Raw genomic sequence first — 18717 nt, forward strand, 5'->3', positions numbered from 1 at the left:
GAGACGGCGATGGAGTTTGAAGAGCTAGAAGCTCAGGTGGAGTCGTTCCGCATGGAACGGGCAGGTAAGCAGTATCCTCCCGGATTTCAGCTCTTCGACTCCTGGACTGCGACAGAGGATGATCTTGCCGCCGTCGAGGCGGTTTTGCGGACCCAGTTGCCGTCTAAATACAAGAGATTCATGCAAATATTCGGTGGCGGCGTTTTTTCCTTCGTGGAACTCTTGCCCGCCAGATCGCCGGATGGGCGTAGTGAAGATCTAGTTTCCGTCAATACCGGAACATTCGCCGTTCCTAATTTCGTATCAGTTGCTCCCGTTGGCACGGGTGACTGGTGGGGATTTGTCTCTGAGGATGGCTTTTGTGGCGAGCAGGTAAGCTTTCTCGATCATGAGACTGGTGCGGTCCAGTTGGATGCATCCGACTTTTATGAATTTGTGTCATCAAAAGGGCTTCGCGCGGGGCGCTAGCCTCGGCAGAGGAATGCGGCATTCGCTGCTGGCCTCGTAGACCGCCGGTGGGAGCCGGCCAGCGGTCAAGTGCCGTCTGTCGTTACTCGTCGATGAACCCGGCGACCGCGGTCCGGGCCTGCGCCCGGGTGGCGAAGCGGCCGACGCCGCGAACTCAAAGGGTGGAGTTGAACGACTCGGCGACCGCGTTGTCCAGCCCGGAGCCGGTGCAGCCCATCGACTGGCGCACTTTCGCCCGCTGGCAGGCCGCCTGGAACAGGTTTACTGGTGTACTCCCCGCCCTGGTCGGAGTGGAAGATCACCCCGGCCACGTCACCGCTGCGGTCGGGGTCGCCGTGCGGCCAACATGGTCGCCGGCGACCTCGGCTGGCCCGCACCATTCCGCCGGGAGACATCGACGTCTCGGTGACCGGGTGGACCGCCCTTCGGCAGGCGACGTGGCCGACCTCAGAACGTGACGTGCCTTTCGTAGCTTGCGGGCCGGGAACGAGGTGTGGGTGCTCCGTGGGTGATCGGATGTCACCGACCTAGACGGATCCGACCCCTGGATACTGGATTTTTGCCACGATCGGCTGCCGATTAGGCGACTACGGTGCGCGACGGCCGCGCTGACCTGCCGATATCGCGCGGTATCCGGCTGGATTGCCGGCCAGGAATTCGGACGACAGCGCTTGACATTCAGTAGCGGAGGAAAAGGCGTACACCGGGTATTAAAAGTCCTCAGCTCTGCCGATTGAGCTAACGGCCCGTCAAGGGCCAACCCTACTCCGCCTGGCCGCGGCTTCTGCATCCGCCCGTCTGCTGCCCGGGGTCTGGGGCTGTTGCGGCTGACGGGTGCCGGTGGGTGACGCGTCGGGCGATCTGGTGTCCTCAGTCGCAGGTTGGGGTCGTCAGGGGTTGGTGTGGTCGCAGATCGGGAGGTGCCTCGACGTCGACACCCAGGACGGCGCCGTGCAGCGCCATGTCCTGCTTGAACCCGGCGTCAACCCAGGCGCGGCTCACCGTTGGGGTGTGCGCGACGACCTTGTCGAGCAGCCGGCTGCCGACGGCGTTGTCGGTGACCGACACCGCGGTAACCGCGACCGCGATGACCAGCCCCAACGCGTCCACGGCCAAGCCCCGCTTCCGTTCCGACACCTTCTTGGCGTTATGCCGGGATCGGCATAACGCCAAGAAGATCGTAGGCCGCAAACGCGGCATCATCACCGACATCCTCGGACTACTCCTCGCCGTCATCGTCACCGCCGCCAGCGCCAGCGACAACGCCATCGGCGCAGACCTGCTCGACCAGGCCACCACCACCTACCCCACCCTCACCAAGACCTGGGCCGACGCCGGCTTCAAGAACCGCGTCGTCGAACACGGCGCCCAACTCGGCGTCGACGTCGAGATCGTCACCAAGGACCCACAGACCAAGGGCTTCAGCGTCGTCAAACGCCGATGGGTCGTCGAACGCACCCTCGGCTGGCTCATGCACCACCGCCGACTCGTACGCGACTACGAAGCCCGACCCGACAACTCCGCCAGCATGATCACCATCGCGATGATCGACAACCTCGCCAAACGACTCACCGCCGAAACCACCCCAACCTGGCGATACGGCTAAACCCGCATCACCGACAAAATACGTGAATCAGACGTCCTCTGATGGACCGGGTCCGGCAGCAGCGCGAAGCGCAGGACCCGGCGGGGCCACTCAGGTGAGCCCTGAGCTGGTCGTTGTGTGTCGACTGACATTGGTCTTGTACCGTCCGGGCCGAGGTAGTCGAGATCGAGGTAGTCGAGATCGAGGTAGTCGAGATCGCGCTGGATCCGACGGTGGTTTGCTCGAACCGGTTCGACGGGTCCCCTCGGTGTGGCAGGCCGACTGGGAGGGGCGCTGGCGTCGCCACCCAGAGCCGCAACGTCGACCTAGAGCGACCCGGCGGCCCACTCAGCTATTGACATGTATCACAGGCCGACCTACGGTGCTAGCGAATCGGTTCGACACCTCGGATCGCGGTCTCCCAACCTGGCGACCACGGACTGGTGGAGTGTTCAGGTGTCGTCTCGGTGGTGAAGATCGCGGCCTCCTTTCGGATGGATGATGACCGAACTACCGCTGGTTCCCTCCGCCGTCCCGTCCATCGTCCATCGTGGTTGGCGGTCGGCCATCCGTCCGACAGTGCCAACCCGCCGCCGGCTGACCGCGCCCGGGAGGTCATTGTCCGTCGCCCTGTCCCACCCGAGCACCAAGGAGATGCAGTGCACGTTCCATCAGTGCGTCGACGGCGTAGCCGCAGCGCCCTTACCGCGATGCTTGCCGTCGCCGTCGGACTCGCCGTGGTGATCGCTCAGCCGGCCCTCGCGGCCGACGAGTCGATCAGCGTCAATTTCGCGCAAGCTAATGGTGCCCCAACCTACCGTGCCTCTGGCTGGATCTACGGCATGACCGAGGACGGGGCGAACCCACCCGACAGCTACTTTCGGGACGTGAAGTTCCGGTACATGCGGGCCGGCGGCGCACAGCTACCTGGCAGCGGCTGGGTCGGCGGCGCCTACGACCGCCGGTGGAACTCCACTCTCGCGCAGGCGCGACGTACCGCCGCCCTCGGCGGCGAGTTCATCATCCTGCCGCACGACCTGTGGGGCGCCGACGGCGCACCGATCAGCCGCTTCCCCGGTGACAACGGTGACTGGAGCGACTACGACGCCTTCCTCACCCGGGTGTTCGCCGACGTCAGGGCAGCCGGGCTCACGGTTCAGTGGGACATCTGGAACGAACCCAACATCACCCTCTTCTGGAACCGACCGCAGTCCCAGTACTTCGAGCTGTGGCGCCGCACCTACCAGCGCATCCGAGCCGAGTTCCCGACCCACCTGATCGTCGGGCCGAGCTGCGCCTGTGTGCCGTCGACCGGCGGCTGGTGGACGCAGTACCTGGACTACGTCAAGGCGAACAACGTCGTACCCGACATCGTCAGCTGGCATGCCCTACCCGGCGACCCGGTGGCCAACGTCGCCACCGCCAACCAGACGCTGGACTCGCGCGGCATCGCACACCCCCGGCCCTACCAGATCAACGAGTACGCCGCACCGGACGAGCAGAATCCCGGCGACGGCGCCTGGTACATCGCGCGCCTGGAGCGGGCCGGCGCGGACGGCCTGCGGGCCAACTGGGCCGGCGGTGGCAACCTGCACAACGACCTCGGCAACCTCGTTACGCGCGACTCGTCCGGCCAGTACCAACCCAAGGGTGAATGGTGGGCCTACCGCTTCTACGGATCGCAGACCGGGCAGAAGGTCGCGGTCACGCCCAGCGTCTCCTACGACGCGGTAGCCACGAAGACGGCCGGCTCCGCGAAGATTCTCGTCGGCGGCGGCGGAACCACCGGGAACGTCGCCGTCAACCTGCAGGGTCTCGACACCACCAGCGGCATAGTGGTGAACAACCAGGTCCGGGTGGTCGTCGAGAACATTCCGTACAACAACGGTGGCGCCGTGTCGGGTCCGGTCACCGTGCGGGACAACGTGGTGACACTGTCCAGCAACGCTACGACGATCAACGTGCCACACACGAACATCAACGACACGTCCACCATCACGCTGCTGCCGCCGGGCGATACTCCGCCGCCGCCGACCAACCAGAACGTCCAGGTCGTGGGTGGTCAGTCGGGTCGGTGTCTGGACGTGCCGGGCGCCACGACCACCAACGGCACCCAGATGAATCTCTGGGACTGCCACGGCGGCACCAATCAACGCTTCACCTACACGGCGGGCGGGCAACTCACCGTGTACGGCGACAAGTGCCTCGACGCGTCCGGGTACGGCACCACGAACGGCACGCAGGTGGTGGTCTGGGACTGCCACGGTGGCGTCAACCAGCAGTGGAGTGTGAACGCCGACGGCACCATCACCAGCGTGCAGTCCGGGCTCTGCCTGGACGCGGAGGCCTACGGGACGGCGAACGGCACCCGGATTCATCTCTGGGCCTGTCACGGTGGCGCCAACCAGCAGTGGAGTTTGCGCAGCTGAACACGACGCGGTCGGGGCGGTGGGCGGTCACCCGCCGCCCCGATGCGAAACCCCCGAGGCTGTCGTGGGCGCGGTCTTCGCGCGCGTGGGCAGGAAAAGCCGTCCGCGCCCGATTGTCGTGGTCAGCCCCCCCACCCCCTTTATGACGACTCGACGTTCAAGTGAGGCTGCACGTGACAAGACTCAGCCGTCGGCGACGCCTGGCCGCCGCCGTGATGGCCCTCGCCGCAGTGGCGGCCGGTGCCTGCTCGCCGGCCTCCGACGACCCCGCAGACGGCACCTACCTCGTCTGGGACCCGTATCCACAGTTCGACGACGACTCCGAGTGGGTCACGCTGCTCGAGAACTGCGGCACCTCGGCGGGGGTGACCGCCGAGCGCATCGGCTACGACACCACCGACCTGACCAACAAGGCCCTACTCGCCGCCCAGCAGGGAAACTCACCGGACGTACTGATAGTGGACAACCCGGTGGTCTCCACACTCGCCGAGGCGGGCGCACTCACCACCACCGACGAAACCGGGCTGGATGTCTCGAACATGGCGGCGAACCTGCTCGGAGCCGGCCAGCGCGAGGGCAGGACGTACGGGGTGCCGATCGGGGCGAACACCCTCGCTCTCTACTACAACCAGGACCTGCTGGCCGCAGCGGGCGTCGACCCCGCCGCGATCACGGACTGGACCTCGCTGACTGCGGCGCTGGCCGAGGTCACGGCCATCGGGAAGAAGGGCATCACCTTCTCCGCGATCGGTACCGAGGAGGGCAGCTTCCAGTTCCTACCCTGGTTCTGGGGCTCCGGCGCGGATCTGACCAACCTGGACTCGCCGCAGGCGGAGTCCGCGCTGGCGCTGTGGACCGGCTGGCTCAACCGGGGCTACGCCCCGAACTCGGTCATCAACAACACCCAGACCACGAGCTGGCAGGAGTTCGCCACCGGCGAGTACGCGTTCGGCGAGAACGGCACCTGGCAACTGACCAACGCGGAGAAGCTGGACTTCGCCTACGGCATCATCGCGATCCCCGCCAGCACCGGCGGCGCGGCACCGGCACCGACTGGCGGCGAGTTCGTGTCCATCCCGGTTCAGGAGGACACCGGTCGGTACGCGACGTCCAAGCAACTGGTGTCCTGTCTGACCAGCGCCGACAACCTGTTGACCACCGACTCGACCCTCTCCTACGTCGCGCCGGTCGCCGAGTTGCAGGAGCAGCAGGTGGCCGCGGACCCCAGGCTGAAGGTCTGGGTGGAAGCGGTCAGGGCGGCCAGGGGCCGTACCGGTGACGACCTCGGTACCAGGTATCCGAGAATCTCCGAACAACTGTGGACCGCGGTGCAGGCAGCCCTCAGCGGTGCTATGACGCCACGCGAGGCGTTGGCCGCCGCACAGGCCGCTGCCACGACCAGCTAGGACTGCCGACGCCATGGCTCCTACGACGCAGTCCTCCGCTCAGCGAGGCCGTGGTGGGGCGGCGACCGCCGCCCCACCCGGGCCTCCCTCGTTGCGTACCCGCCGATCCGGCCGTTGGCCGGCGTGGGGATTCCTGGCGCCGGTGACCGTGTACCTGACCGCCTGCTACGCCTACCCGCTCTACCGCAACATCGAGTTGAGCCTGCGCGACTACACCGTCCGCTCGTTCGTGCAGGGCGGTGCGCCCTTCGCCGGCCTGGACAACTACCGGACGGTAATGGCTGACCCGGCGTTCGGGCCGACTCTGGCGCAGACCCTGGTCTTCACCGTCGGGTCGCTGGCCTTCCAGTTCGCCATCGGCATGACCCTGGCGCTCTTCTTCCACCAGCACTTCCCGCTGTCCCGCACGTTACGGGCGTTGATTCTCGTGCCGTGGCTGCTGCCGCTGATCGTCTCGGCGTCGACCTGGTCGTGGCTGCTCAACAGCGATTCAGGACTGGTCAACGCGGCCCTCGACCTGGTCGGGATGGAGCAGGTCAACTGGCTCACGTCGCCACGTTGGTCGCTCGTCTCGGTGATCATCGCGAACATCTGGATCGGCATCCCGTTCAACCTGGTGGTGCTCTACAGCGGCCTGCAGGCGATCCCCGCCGAGATGTACGAGGCGTCCGCGCTCGACGGCGCGACGGGCTGGCAGCGATTCTGGTCGATCACCTTCCCGTTGCTGCGCCCCGTCTCCGCGATCACCTTGCTGCTGGGGCTGATCTACACGTTGAAGGTCTTCGACATCATCTGGATCATGACCAGGGGTGGCCCGACCGGCTCCTCCGCTACGCTCGCGACCTGGTCGTACCGGCTCGGCTTCGGCAGCCTGCTGCCCGAGTTCGGTCCGGGAGCGGCGATCGGCAACCTGCTCATCGTGATGGCTCTGGTCGCCGCGCTCGGCTACCTCCGGATTCAGCGCAGGCGGCACCTGAGATGACCATTTCCCCGCCTCGGACCTGGTGGAAGACCGGGATCGGCCTGGTGCTGACCGGGCTGATGCTCTTCCCGGTCTACTGGATGATCAATGTGTCGTTCACCCGGGAACAGGACATGCGGGCAAGTCCGCCGCACCTGATCCCGACCAACGGCACCTGGGACGGCTACCGGGCGGTGCTCGACCAGCAACTGCCGTACCTGGGCACCAGCTTTCTGGTCGGTCTCGGCACGGTGGCGCTGACCCTGGTGCTGGCCGCCCCTGCCGGATACGCACTGGCGAAGCTCAGACCCCCCGGCGGCCCCGTACTGAGCTTCGTGTTGGTGATCGCACAGATGATCCCGGGAATCATCATGGCGATGGGCTTTTACTCCAGCTATCTGTCTCTCGGGGTCCTGAACACGCTACCCGGGTTGATCCTGGCGGATTCGACACTCGCGGTGCCGTTCGGAGTGTTGATCTTCACCGCGTTCATGTCCGGAATTCCCGATGAACTGCTCCAGGCCGCCGTGGTCGACGGCGCCGGTCGGCTGCGTACCTTCTGGTCGGTCGTGTTGCCGGTCAGCCGCAACTCGATCGTCACGGTGTCACTGTTCGCGTTCCTGTGGTCCTGGTCGGACTTCATTTACGCGTCGACCCTCGCCGGCGGTGGTGATCACCGGCCGATCACGCTCGGCATCTACCACTACATCGGCAACAACAACCAGCAGTGGAACGCCATCATGGCCACTGCGGTCGTCGCCTCCATCCCCGCCGGCGTGCTGCTGGTCCTCGCCCAGCGCTACGTCTCGATGGGCGTCACCGCCGGCGCCGTCAAGGACTGATCTTCTGTATGGCAGAAAGGCAACAGCCACCCATGACCGTCGCCTCGTCTGGTCCGGAGTTCTCCATCCAGGACATCCCGTTCAGCTACCGCGGATCGTGGCTCGACATCTCTCCGGTAATTGCCGAAGGGACGTACGCCGAGGACCTGCACCTGGTCTCCCACCAGACCGGGATGCACCCCGTGCTGCGTCTCATCCCGGCGGCCGCCGGCACCACGGTTGTCGCCTCGCCTGCCGTACTGACCTGGCGAAACGGCGACGGCCGGATCGAGGCCGTCTACGACGGTCCGGACACACTGCGGATCCGGGGTCGACGGCTCGGCCTGCGGGTGGTCGCGGCCGAGCGCATTCTCACCCCGTTCAGCGGCACCTACCTCTACCTCGACCCGGTCGACGGGTCACATGTGTTCACCTCCTACGAGACCGGGCGCCGTTACCGGATCACGATGCTCACCGGCACTCCGCACCGGGCCGAGGGTGTGGAGGCGCTCGGCACCGCCGACCGGACCCTGGAGCTGCCTGCCGACCGGTCCTGGGAAATAGCGATCGAGGAGCACACCACCGCCCGTCGGCCGTACGCCGGATCCGCCACCTTCGACGAGCTGCGTCGCGCTCGGAGCACCGAGTTCACCGCGTTCGCCGACGCGGTCGCGCCGTGGCGCGGCGCGGACACCCCAGCTGCCGAGCTGGCCGCATACGTACTGTGGTCCGCCACCGTCGCCCCGGCGGGCTTCGTCACCCGGCCGGCCGTCCTGATGTCCAAGCACTGGATGGACAAGGTATGGAGCTGGGACCACTGCTTCAACGCGATCGCACTGGCGGCCGGTGAGCCGGAGCTGGCCTGGCACCAGTTCCACCTGCCTTTCGACCACCAGGATCCCGCCGGTGCCCTGCCCGACTCCATCACCCACTCGGAGGTCCTGCACAACTACGTCAAACCCCCCATCCACGGTTGGGCGCTGCGCCACCTGCGCCAGCGTCTTGCCAGGCAGCCGGACCGGTCGGCGCTAGCCGAGACGTACGACCGGCTGGCCCGCTGGACCAGGTTCTGGCTCGACGCCCGCCGCGCCCGAGGCCACGAGCTGCCCTACTACCAGCACGGCAACGACAGTGGCTGGGACAACGCCACCACCTTCGACGGGGGCCGGGTCGTCCAGACCGCCGACCTGGCCGCGTTCCTGGTCTCCCAGCTACGCTGCCTGGCCGACCTCGCCGACGAGCTGGGCGAACCCGCCGACCGGTGGTCCCAGGAAGCCGACCGGATCCGCGCAGCCATGATCCGTGACCTGTGGGACGGCGAGCGCTTCACCACCCGCAACCCGCGCACCGGACAGCTGACGACGAGCCGTAGTCTGCTCGGCCTGATGCCCGTCGCGCTCGGCGCCGACCTGCCCGTCGCTATCGCCGCCGCGCTGGCCCGGGGGGTCGAAGCCCACCTGACCACGCACGGGCTCGCCACCGAGCCGACGGTTTCGGCCCACTACGTCGCCGACGGCTACTGGCGCGGCCCGATCTGGGCGCCTTCCACCGTCCTGGTCGAGGACGGCCTACGCCGGGCCGGGCACACCGGTATCGCTGACGACATCGGTCGGCGCTTCCTCGCGCTGTGCGAGAAGTCCGGCTTCGCGGAGAACTTCGACGCCGAGACCGGAGCCGGGCTTCGGGACCGCGCGTACACCTGGACCGCCAGCAGTTACCTCATCATCGCCGCGGCCCAGACGCAGCGACGGGTCAACGACGGGTGACCGGAGCGGCTAGCGGTTCCGGACCGGGCCGGTGCTGGAGCGCAGCGAGATGGGCGGGCTGTACAGGCGGTGGCGTGCCGTGGCCCCGGGCGCGGCGATGATCTCCAGCAGCAGTGCCACCGCCTCGGCTCCCATGTCACCTGTCGGAACGTCCGCAGCGGTCAACGGTGGGCGGAAATCCTCCGCCCAGTGCTGGGCGGCGACCCCGGTGACGGAGAAGTCACCCGGCACGGACAGCCCCGCGCCGGTCAGGGCCCGCTGGATTCCGGGCAGTGCGGCCTCGTTGATGGTGGTCACGGCCGTGACGTCCGGGTGTGTCGCGAGCAGTTGCTCCATGCACGCCTCGCCGGATGCCGTGTCGTCGCCGCAGCAGACCTCGACGCCGGTCAGGGCCCGATCCGTCACCGCCGCTCGGAAACCAGCCAGCGCTCGATGGCCGGGGCCGTAGCCGGCGGCCACCAGCTCGGCGGAACGATTCACCAGGGCCACGTGCCGGTGGCCCAGATCGGCCAGATGGTGCACACACCGGGCGGTCAGTCCGGCGTAGTCGACGTCGATCCAACTCATACCGTGTGGCTCGACGGTCCGGCCGATCATGACGAACGGCACACCTGTCTTGGCGAGCCGTGTCACCCGCTCGTCGTCCAACCGGATCTCCATCAGGACCACACCGTCCACCCGACGCCCCGTCACGATCCGTTCGAAGGACCGGTCGTGGTCACCGCCGGACGGGGACAGCAGCACATCGAGGTCGTGGCGGGCGGCCGCCTCGACAACGCTGGCCACGAAACCCAACTGCATGTCGGTCAGCCGCTGACTCGCCGGCGGGATCACCAGGCCGAGGGTGCGGGTGCGTCCTTCCTTCAGGGCACGGGCACTGGCGTTCGGCCGGTAGCCCAGCTCGTCGATAACCGCCTGGATCCGCTCCCGCGTTGCCTGCGACACGGTCCGCTTGCCGCTCAGCACATAGGAGACGGTGCTACGGGACACACCCGCGCGCCGGGCGATCTCCCCGATGTTCATCCACCGCCCCCGAATCGATTCCTGCCCCGACACGGAGGCCCACCAGCTCACTCGAGAGCATAGCCGGCCTTTGATCTCAAGGCTGAATCAGAACGTGGTGCGGGGGTGGACGGCTTGCGCCGGCCGCAGGCCGGCGCAAGCCGCGTTGAAGCTGGGAGTTCCTGCCCGGCTCAGCGGTAGCCGGCGGCCACGATGTTGGCCTGCACGGCTTCCTCAGTCGCATCGGATGGATACCCGGTGACCATGGCGCCCTCGTAGAAGGTGCCGGCGCTGAGATTGGCACCGCCGCCCGGCTTGCAGCAGTCTCCGCCGCTGCCCAGAATGATGGCGCCCTGCTTTTTCATGGGACTGTAGCCAGGGGGTAGCGGACCCTCCCACAGCGGGTAGAGGCTGCCGGACTGTGCGTTGCTCCCCTTGATCGCGAACCGCGTCGTCCCGTTGTTCTTGAGTGTCGCCGTAACGAACTTGCTGGTGAACGAGCGCTGGTTCGGGTTCCAGGTCTGGCTGCCCCCGGGGTACAGCCCCCATTCGAGATCCGCCTGGACCCAGGGACCGGTCCCCTGGCACCCGCCGAACCAGCACTGGGTGCTGAAGTTGATCGCGTCCATGGCACCGGCGGCGTCGGCCGATCGTGTCGTCTCGCTGTTGCCGTAGTCGAAGCAGCAGCCACTGTTGACGTGCGTGCCGCTGGTCACCATGTACATGCCCTCAGGCTGGCTGCCGGTCGGCACACCGGTCAGGTGCCCGTCGCGCCAGTAGCTGTTGCCCGGGTTGATGTAGAGCGAGTATGCCTTGCTGCCGTCGATCGTGAGCGATTCGGAGGTCGCGATCGCCGGACGGCTCTGGGTCGAGCCCGGGACCACACTCGATCCCTGGTACCAGAGGTCGTTGCCCCGGCCGGACTGGTCGAAGATGACCGTGATGACGCAGGTGGTGCCGGCGCAGAACGAGTCCTGGGCGGCCGCGTCGGCGGTACCGCCCTGGGCCAGCAGCCCGATGTCCCGGCTCGTGTTGTCCGATGAGCGTCGGACCTGGTAGAGGTTGCCGTCGTACGAGCCGTAGAGGGCACGTACGGTGCTGTGCGCCGCGACGCATGGTGTACCGCCGGCGGCGTAGATGTCGCACGGCCGCTCGCCGGCCGGCGAGGGCGTCGGTGTCGACGTCGGTGTCGGTGTCGGTGATGCCGGCGAATTCCACTGCTGGTTCGCGCCTCCGTGGCACGACCAGAGGTGGATCACCGTGCCGTTCCCCGTGCCGTAGCCGCTGGCGTCCAGGCAGAGCCCGGACTGCACACCGGTGATGGTGCCGTCGGGATTGACGTTCCACTGCTGGTTGCTCTGTCCATTGCAGTCCCAGATGATCGCCAGCGTGCCGTTGGCGGTTCCGTGACCGGAAGCGTCCAGGCACTTGCTGCCGTACACCATGAGTTGTCCGCCCGATGTGTACGTCCACTGCTGGTTGGCGCCATCATGACAGTCCCACAGCTGCGTCTGGGTGCCGTTTGTCGTGCTCGCGTTCGGGACGTCCAGACAGCGGCCCGACTGGCCGCCCACGATCGGGGTGCTCTGGCCTGGCTGGATGGCCGCAACCGCCGAGGTGACGGCTGCACCGGTGGTGGCCAACGCGCCGATCAGCACGCCGGCCAGGAGGGGCAGCCGCCTGCGGCGGTCGCGGGGGAGGTGGAAGGTGGACATCGGCATTCCTTACGCAATAGGTGAAGGTTCTTCGCGTCGAGTTTCGTTGGTGCCGAGAGGTGGTCGGGTCGGGCGCCGTCTCCTGATGGCCGCTCCCGACCGGGCCGTCGACGTCCAGAACACGGCCGAGGTCCGAAACGCGGCGTCCGCCGCGACAAGCGGTCAGCTCCGTAATTGCCATCACGCAGCGTCACGTCGATGCGCTCCTGGTCCCGTGGCCTGCGCAGTCAGCATGCGACAGGCATCGTGACAAGTCAATACGTGCTGCTGGAATCGATTCGATGAGTAGTCCACCGGTCAAGAGAAAGCCGTGCAGGTCCTGATCATCCTGGTGACCGCAGAGCCAGACCGCCGCCCTCGCCCTCTAGCTCATAGTGACCCGCAGTGCAAAAACAGCATTTTCACTCCAATCTTCCAGGATAAACTACAAATCAGTAAAGAATGTCGAGAAGTGCATAATAAGGGGGTAAATGGTCCAGCTGAACTATCCATGTCCGTGACTGCAGAAACGATTCGACTCGTCGCGAGAACCGTGTCACCGATACCCTGTGTAAGGAGTCTCTGGATGTCCACCCCATCGTCGTCGCCCATCGACGCGCCTCGCCGTCACGGGTACGGCAAGGAGCTGGTGCGCGACCTGACGTGCGCTCGGGGCCGGCCTCGCGCCGGTCCAGCGCAGCGCGCAGTGAGACCGGTGGACTGTAGAACCAGACCGAGCCCGTTAGGTCGAACCCTCCGCGAATCGATTCGCCATGCCGGGCCGGGTGGGCAGAGGTTCATCCGAGTCTCCCGCTACCAAAGCCACCAGTACATCAAGGATTGGCTGAGAAGCAAAGGTCCCACGTCAGCGGCAGCTCATTGACATGTCTCAGTTTCTTGGCCTACCATCGGTCGAATCGATTCGCCGCCCCGGCCGGAGATCGTCTTTACGCGCTACAAGGAACCGTCCATGAACACCCCGTTTCGCAGCAGGCCACCTCCCACCGCCGAGGCCGCCGAGGACGGCGGGCGAGTAGCTCACGGCGTACGGCAACAAAGTGCCCGGCTGCCACCGGCCACGGCACCGCCAAACTGGATCTCTACCCTTCCGGTGGCACCTCGGACGACCCGACCCGCGACACGTGATACGAGCCTGGGTGGCACCGCCACCGCCGCGACGCAGGACCGAGTCGGCCTACCGCAGAGCGAGGCGGCGGTCGCCAACTCGGAGTCACTGACCGTGGGTGGAGTGAAGGCGTGCTCGCTCTATGTCAGCCCGGCAACAGCTACCCACGCGGCGGACACCTGACCGGAGTGCCGGCCGGCGCCGCTCCCGAGGCCATGTACCTGGTGACCCCCGGCACCCAGGTCAACAGCGGCTGCTGCCTCGGCGACGGCACGATCCGCTTCGCCATTCAGGGCGGCAACGCCCACTCCGGCGGCCGCTACCCACTTTCTGGGACGGGTCACTCCCGCTGGGATACACCCCGCACCGACCTCGGCGGAGGCGGCGTCCCCGGCCCCGACCCGCGACCGTCACCTCAGACCGCAACCGCACAGGAGAGGCTTCGATGAATGTGACGAGAAGACTGAGTCGTTCGATGGCGGCGGCAGGGACCGTGCTGGTCCTCGTCGTCAGCGCTGCCACCTACGTGATCTCGGACGCCTCCACCGCTCAAGCAGCCACCGTGGGGCCGTGTGACATCTACACCTCGGGTGGCACGCCATGCGTGGCCGCACACAGCACCACCCGGGCGTTGTACGGCGCGTACGACGGTCCGCTCTACCAGGTGCGGCGCTCATCGGACGCCGCCACCCAGGACATTGGGGTGCTGAGCGCCGGTGGCTACGCCAACGCCGCTACCCAGGACTCGTTCTGCGCCAACACTAGCTGCGTCATCACCATCATCTACGACCAGTCCGGCCGCGACAACCGCCTCACCCAGGCGCCTCCCGGCTACTGGCCCGGCCCCGCTCCGGGCGGATGGGACAACCTCGCCGATGCGAAGGCGGCCCCGATCACCATCGGCGGCCAGAGGGCGTACGGCGTCTACATCGCGCCCGGCACCGGCTACCGCAACAACAACACCAACGGCGTCGCGACCGGCGACCAACCCGAGGGCATCTACGCCGTCGTCGACGGCACGCACTACAACCAGTGGTGCTGCTTCGACTACGGCAATGCACAGACGGACGGCCAAGCCGACGCCCCCGCCATCATGGAGACTGTCTACTTCGGTGCCAACAGGCAGTGGGGCTACGGGGACGGATCCGGCCCGTGGATCATGGCCGACCTGGAGTGGGGCCTGTTCTCCGGGGTCAACGCGGGGTACAACAGCCTCGCCCCCATCAACCACCGTTTCGTGACGGCCATCGTCAAGGGCGAGCCGAACCACTGGGCCATTCGGGGCGGGAACGCGCAGTCGGGTGGCCTGACGACCTACTTCGACGGGCCGCGCCCCAACGGCTACCACCCGATGAAGAAGGAAGGGGCCATCCTCCTCGGCATCGGCGGCGACAACAGCGTCTCCGGCCGGGGCACTTTCTACGAGGGTGTGTTGACCTCCGGCTACCCGTCGGCGGAGACCGAGAACGCCGTACAGGCCAACATCAACGCCGCCGGGTACGCGCCGGCGAGCGGCGGCGACCCGCAGCAGAACGTCCAGGTCGTGGGTGGTCAGTCGGGTCGGTGTCTGGACGTGCCGGGCGCCACGACCACCAACGGCACCCAGATGAATCTCTGGGACTGCCACGGCGGCACCAATCAACGCTTCACCTACACGGCGGGCGGGCAACTCACCGTGTACGGCGACAAGTGCCTCGACGCGTCCGGGTACGGCACCACGAACGGCACGCAGGTGGTGGTCTGGGACTGCCACGGTGGCGTCAACCAGCAGTGGAGTGTGAACGCCGACGGCACCATCACCAGCGTGCAGTCCGGGCTCTGCCTGGACGCGGAGGCCTACGGGACGGCGAACGGCACCCGGATTCATCTCTGGGCCTGTCACGGTGGCGCCAACCAGCAGTGGAGTTTGCGCAGCTGAACACGACGCGGTCGGGGCGGTGGGCGGTCACCCGCCGCCCCGACACGAAACCCCGACCCCACCGCACCTGCGGTAAGCATTCACCCTTTCAGGGGTGTTCCGGCGGTGTGTTGGAGTACCACCTGCCCTCGCTGCTGAATAGCGTCGAGGGACTTAGCTCAGCCGATGCGACCGACGCCGCCGAACAGGTAGACCTCGGGCTCGTCGGACTCCGGGTCGGGGCGCCAGCGCGAGCACGTGACGACGCCGGGCTCCAGCAGATCCATCCCGTCGAAGAAGCGTTCGAGCTCGATCTTGGTCCTGGCACGGATCGGCGTGCCGCCGCGCTCGGTGGTCTCCCGCATCACGCGCAGCATCGGCTCGCCGTGGATCTCCGCGGTGGAGTGGGTGAGCACCAGGTAGCTGCCGGTGGGCATCGCCTGCACCAGTTGCGCGACGGAGCCGTACGCCACGTCGTCGTCCATGAGGTGGTTGACGACGCCGAGGAGCATGAGCCCGATCGGCTGCGAGAAGTCGAGCGTCCGCCGCGCGGACGCGAGGATCGCGTCCGGCTGTCGTAGATCGGCTTCGATGTAGTCGCAGCTGCCCTCCGGGGCGCTGGTCAGCAGCGCCCGCGCGTGTGCCATGACGAGCGGGTCGTTGTCGATGTAGACCACCCGGCAGTGCGGGTCGAGGGACTGCGCGACTTCGTGGGTGTTGTCGGCCGATGGGAGCCCGGTGCCGACGTCGAGGAACTGACGGATACCGGCGTCCTGGACAAGGAACCTGACCACCCGTTTGAGGAACGCGCGCTCGGACTTGGCTCCGATAGGGATGTCCGGGATGTGGGCGATCACCTCATCGCCGGCGGCCCGGTCGACCGCGAAGTGGTCCTTGCCGCCGAGCCAGTAGTTCCAGATCCGGGCCGAGTGCGGAACCGCGGTGTCCAGCTTGGAGCCTGAAGGGAGCTCCCAGTCCTCGGTCATGAGGGGATTCTCCCGTACGAAAGGGGTGGCGACGCAAGTGGGGGTGGCGGTCCGACGGCGCGGCGGGCTCCAGCAGGGCACCCGTTGGGAGCGGAGATCGTGGACGTCAGACCGGGTTGCGAGCTCCTCGCTGTCGTGGTGAGGCCGGCGGGGTGATGACCTTCACCTCGTTCGCGTCGAGGGCCTCCCGCAGTTCGGCGGGCGGCGGGGTGTCGGTGATCAGGTAGTCCGCGCTGCCGAGCTCGGAGACCTGGGCGAAGAGCCGGCGACCGAACTTGGAGGAGTCGGCGAGGATGGCCACTCGACCAGCGCGGGAGATCATCTCCTGCATCATCGCGGCTTCGGCGAGGTTGCTTGTCGTGTAGCCGGCCTCCGCGTCGACCGCGCCGACGCCGATCAGCGCCAGGTCGCAGCTGATGTCCAGTTCGGCGCCGCTGGTGGCCTGGAACCGCACCGGTCCGATGGTGGCGAGCGTCAGGGTGCGTACCGCACCGCCGAAGACGTAGATGTCGCGGATCGCCGTGGGCGGCAGCGCCCCGGGCACCAGCAGGTTGTTCGTCGCCACGGTGAGATCGCGGTGCTGACCCAGGTTGCGGGCGACCGCAAGGGTCGTCGTTCCGCCGTTGATCATGATTGTCGAGCTGTCCTGGACCAGCGCCGCGGCCAGTGCCGCGATCTTCTCCTTCTCCTGCTCCTGCAGGCTGAGCCGCTGGTCGACGGCGCGGTCGGTACGGGAGACTGTGGACAGACTGACCGCTCCGCCGTAGGTGCGTACGAGCGCTCCGTCGGCACTGAGCTGGTCGAGATCCCGCCGCACGGTGTCGATCGAGACGCCGAAGCGTTCGGCCAGCTCGTTCACCGTGACCTGACCGGTGTCGGCGACGTACGCGGCCAGCTGGGCCTTGCGCCCGGCGGGCAGGTTGCGCTGCCGCTCGTCCTTGTCGACGTTCATGCTTCCCCCTTGTCAATGCGGGAGTATGCCACAACCTGCGTTTCCTGCCGAGTCTGCTGTATGGAACAGCATCGACCGGCAGTGGCGTGCCTCGGGTCAGAGAGCCGTCGGCGTGACCTCCGGACCAGCGTCGACGGGCTCCAGGGGTCGCCACGGAGGCGTGCCGGACCCTGGCGCTGGCGCAGGAGTCTGCGGTGCTCCGCGTTTTTTTGCCGTTCTACTCTTGTCCTTGCCCGTAACACGTTGCTAACGTGACGCCAACATTCGCACAGAATCGAATGACCTCCATATAGAAGGAGTCCGCCATGGTGTTTCGTGTCAGCCGGCTGAGCAGACTGGTGGGGGCGGTGACCGCGGCGACGACAGTCGCGTTCGTCGCGGCGTGTGGTGCGGACGACGGCGGCTCGGACGGGGACGGCACCGTCACGCTGGAGTTCGCCCAGTGGTGGGGTGCCGAACTGCCGGCGGGGGAGTTCGACCGGATCATCGACGAGTTCACCGCGCAGAACCCGAACATCGAGATCGAGTTGCTGAGCGCGCCGTACGCCTCGACCAAGCAGCAACTGCTCACCGGCGCCGCCTCGAAGACCCTGCCGGACGTGGTCGGTCTCGACGGTGCCTGGGTCAACGACTTCGCCAAGCAGGGCGCGATCACCGACCTGTCCAGCCTGATGGCCGAGGCGGACTACGACGACAGCGAGCTGGCCAGCCAGATCCAGATCGACGGCAGCACCTACATGATCCCGGTGGTCAACTTCGTCTACCCGCTGTTCGTCAACAAGGAACTGCTCACCGAGGCGGGCGTCGCGGACGTGCCCACCACCCGCGGTGAGTTCCTCGACGCGGCCACGAAGATCAGCGCGAGCGGCGGCGACGTCAAGGGCTGGGCGCTCCCGCTCGACACCGCCGTGCCCAACGGCATCCAGAACGACGTCATGTCCTGGCTCTGGGCCTCCGGCGGCAGCATGCTCACCGCCGACGGCAAGCCGAATCTGACCAGCCCGGAGGTCAAGGACACCGTCGAGTACGTGAAGAGCCTGAACGACGCCGACGTCATCGCACCCGGCGCGCTCACCATGAAGGAGCAGGACAAGGTCGAGAAGTTCAGCAACGGCCAGATCGGCATGATGATCGACTCGCTCGCGCACATCAACCTGATCCGGGAGAACCAGCCGGACATGGAGTTCGAGGTGGCTGCCCTGCCGGCCGCCGACGGCTACACCGGCGAGCGCGGCATCCCGTACGCGTCGTGGGGCATCGGCATCTCCGACTCCAGCGAGCACAAGGCCGAGGCGTTCAAGTTCGTGTCGTACCTGATGAGCCAGGAGACGAACGCGCAGCTGAGCACGATCGCTAACGGCTTCCCCGGCAACAAGAACGCCGAGCCCGACTTCGGCAGCAGCGACCCGCTGTTCCGGACCGCCTTCGAGATCTACCAGCAGGGCTACCCGGCCAACGAGTTCGTCGGCCTACCCAAGTCCGAGGACCTGATGCGTAGCTTCGCCGAGCAGCTTCAGCTGGTGCTGACCGGCGGGACGAGCGTTGACGACGCACTCGCCGCAGCGCAGGAGAACTGGTCCTCGGTCATCGAGTAGTCCCGCCCGGGTGCCGCGCCGGGACGCAC

General features: G+C 67.0%; 13 protein-coding genes and 2 pseudogenes. 10 read left to right on the forward strand and 5 right to left on the reverse strand.

Translation table 11 applies throughout. The features are described 5' to 3' along the window. Positions 1–9: 9 nt before the first annotated feature. Complete coding sequence (locus EDC02_RS38525; protein ID WP_123606987.1) at positions 10–468, forward strand: SMI1/KNR4 family protein; 459 nt, start codon at positions 10–12, stop codon at positions 466–468. A gap of 924 nt (positions 469–1392) precedes the next feature. On the opposite strand, the pseudogene EDC02_RS43030 reads toward EDC02_RS38525, so the two are convergent. Continuing rightward, a pseudogene (locus tag EDC02_RS43030) lies at positions 1393–1614 on the reverse strand (transposase); the annotation flags it as partial. A gap of 22 nt (positions 1615–1636) precedes the next feature. Here EDC02_RS43030 and EDC02_RS38535 point away from each other — a divergent pair. From EDC02_RS38535 to EDC02_RS38560, 6 genes and pseudogenes are all read left to right on the forward strand, one after another. Continuing rightward, positions 1637–2100: pseudogene (locus EDC02_RS38535) on the forward strand (transposase); the annotation flags it as partial. A gap of 612 nt (positions 2101–2712) precedes the next feature. Next, positions 2713–4482 carry a lectin gene (locus EDC02_RS38540; protein WP_370461607.1) on the forward strand — a complete coding sequence of 590 codons (1770 nt, stop codon included), beginning with the start codon at positions 2713–2715 and terminating at the stop codon, positions 4480–4482. A 173-nt stretch (positions 4483–4655) separates the two neighbouring features. Beyond that, positions 4656–5888: an extracellular solute-binding protein gene (locus tag EDC02_RS38545; RefSeq protein ID WP_233606662.1), complete on the forward strand. Its 1233-nt coding sequence runs from the start codon at positions 4656–4658 to the stop codon at positions 5886–5888. 142 nt (positions 5889–6030) lie between these two features. Further along, complete coding sequence (locus EDC02_RS38550; protein WP_233606663.1) at positions 6031–6870, forward strand: carbohydrate ABC transporter permease; 840 nt, start codon at positions 6031–6033, stop codon at positions 6868–6870. After that, positions 6867–7691 (forward strand): carbohydrate ABC transporter permease, encoded by an 825-nt coding sequence (locus EDC02_RS38555; RefSeq protein ID WP_123606991.1) that lies wholly within the window; start codon positions 6867–6869, stop codon positions 7689–7691. The genes EDC02_RS38550 and EDC02_RS38555 overlap by 4 nt, the downstream gene beginning before the upstream one ends. A gap of 8 nt (positions 7692–7699) precedes the next feature. Next, the gene (locus EDC02_RS38560) at positions 7700–9436 is read left to right on the forward strand and encodes an amylo-alpha-1,6-glucosidase (RefSeq protein ID WP_233606664.1); all 1737 of its coding nucleotides are present in this window, start codon (positions 7700–7702) and stop codon (positions 9434–9436) included. A gap of 9 nt (positions 9437–9445) precedes the next feature. Here the strand turns inward: EDC02_RS38560 and EDC02_RS38565 are convergent, their stop codons facing one another. Beyond that, the gene (locus EDC02_RS38565; RefSeq protein ID WP_123606993.1) at positions 9446–10459 is read right to left on the reverse strand and encodes a LacI family DNA-binding transcriptional regulator; all 1014 of its coding nucleotides are present in this window, start codon (positions 10457–10459) and stop codon (positions 9446–9448) included. A 170-nt stretch (positions 10460–10629) separates the two neighbouring features. Beyond that, positions 10630–12153 (reverse strand): arabinofuranosidase catalytic domain-containing protein, encoded by a 1524-nt coding sequence (locus tag EDC02_RS38570; protein WP_123607474.1) that lies wholly within the window; start codon positions 12151–12153, stop codon positions 10630–10632. Positions 12154–13389: 1236 nt separating this feature from the next. On the opposite strand from EDC02_RS38570, the gene EDC02_RS39980 reads away from it, so the two are divergent. Beyond that, positions 13390–13707, forward strand: coding sequence for a hypothetical protein (locus tag EDC02_RS39980; protein ID WP_148083823.1), 318 nt, complete (start codon positions 13390–13392; stop codon positions 13705–13707). Between the two features lie 26 nt (positions 13708–13733). Next, entirely contained in the window at positions 13734–15176 is a 1443-nt protein-coding gene (locus EDC02_RS38575; protein ID WP_233606665.1) for a lectin, read from the forward strand. Positions 15177–15334: 158 nt separating this feature from the next. Here EDC02_RS38575 and EDC02_RS38580 read toward each other — a convergent pair whose 3' ends face one another. Both EDC02_RS38580 and EDC02_RS38585 read right to left on the reverse strand, forming a co-directional pair. Next, positions 15335–16141: an SAM-dependent methyltransferase gene (locus tag EDC02_RS38580; RefSeq protein WP_123606995.1), complete on the reverse strand. Its 807-nt coding sequence runs from the start codon at positions 16139–16141 to the stop codon at positions 15335–15337. A gap of 106 nt (positions 16142–16247) precedes the next feature. Beyond that, positions 16248–17093, reverse strand: coding sequence for a DeoR/GlpR family DNA-binding transcription regulator (locus EDC02_RS38585; protein WP_123606996.1), 846 nt, complete (start codon positions 17091–17093; stop codon positions 16248–16250). A gap of 305 nt (positions 17094–17398) precedes the next feature. Here EDC02_RS38585 and EDC02_RS38590 point away from each other — a divergent pair, with 305 nt between their 5' ends. Further along, positions 17399–18688, forward strand: coding sequence for a sugar ABC transporter substrate-binding protein (locus tag EDC02_RS38590; protein WP_123606997.1), 1290 nt, complete (start codon positions 17399–17401; stop codon positions 18686–18688). Positions 18689–18717 lie beyond the last annotated feature (29 nt).

The organism is Micromonospora sp. Llam0, from assembly GCF_003751085.1.
Taxonomy (GTDB): Bacteria; Actinomycetota; Actinomycetes; order Mycobacteriales; family Micromonosporaceae; genus Micromonospora_E.

What these genes read in the sequence shown, in the direction of transcription:
- EDC02_RS38525 (WP_123606987.1), top strand. Translation starts at nt 10, where the DNA reads ATGGAGTTTGAAGAGCTAGAAGCTCAGGTGGAGTCGTTCCGCATGGAA.
- EDC02_RS38555 (WP_123606991.1), top strand. Translation starts at nt 6,867, where the DNA reads ATGACCATTTCCCCGCCTCGGACCTGGTGGAAGACCGGGATCGGCCTG.
- EDC02_RS38560 (WP_233606664.1), top strand. Translation starts at nt 7,700, where the DNA reads ATGGCAGAAAGGCAACAGCCACCCATGACCGTCGCCTCGTCTGGTCCG.
- EDC02_RS38565 (WP_123606993.1), bottom strand. Translation starts at nt 10,459, where the DNA reads ATGAACATCGGGGAGATCGCCCGGCGCGCGGGTGTGTCCCGTAGCACC.
- EDC02_RS38570 (WP_123607474.1), bottom strand. Translation starts at nt 12,153, where the DNA reads ATGTCCACCTTCCACCTCCCCCGCGACCGCCGCAGGCGGCTGCCCCTC.
- EDC02_RS38575 (WP_233606665.1), top strand. Translation starts at nt 13,734, where the DNA reads ATGGCGGCGGCAGGGACCGTGCTGGTCCTCGTCGTCAGCGCTGCCACC.
- EDC02_RS38580 (WP_123606995.1), bottom strand. Translation starts at nt 16,141, where the DNA reads ATGACCGAGGACTGGGAGCTCCCTTCAGGCTCCAAGCTGGACACCGCG.
- EDC02_RS38585 (WP_123606996.1), bottom strand. Translation starts at nt 17,093, where the DNA reads ATGAACGTCGACAAGGACGAGCGGCAGCGCAACCTGCCCGCCGGGCGC.
- EDC02_RS38590 (WP_123606997.1), top strand. Translation starts at nt 17,399, where the DNA reads ATGGTGTTTCGTGTCAGCCGGCTGAGCAGACTGGTGGGGGCGGTGACC.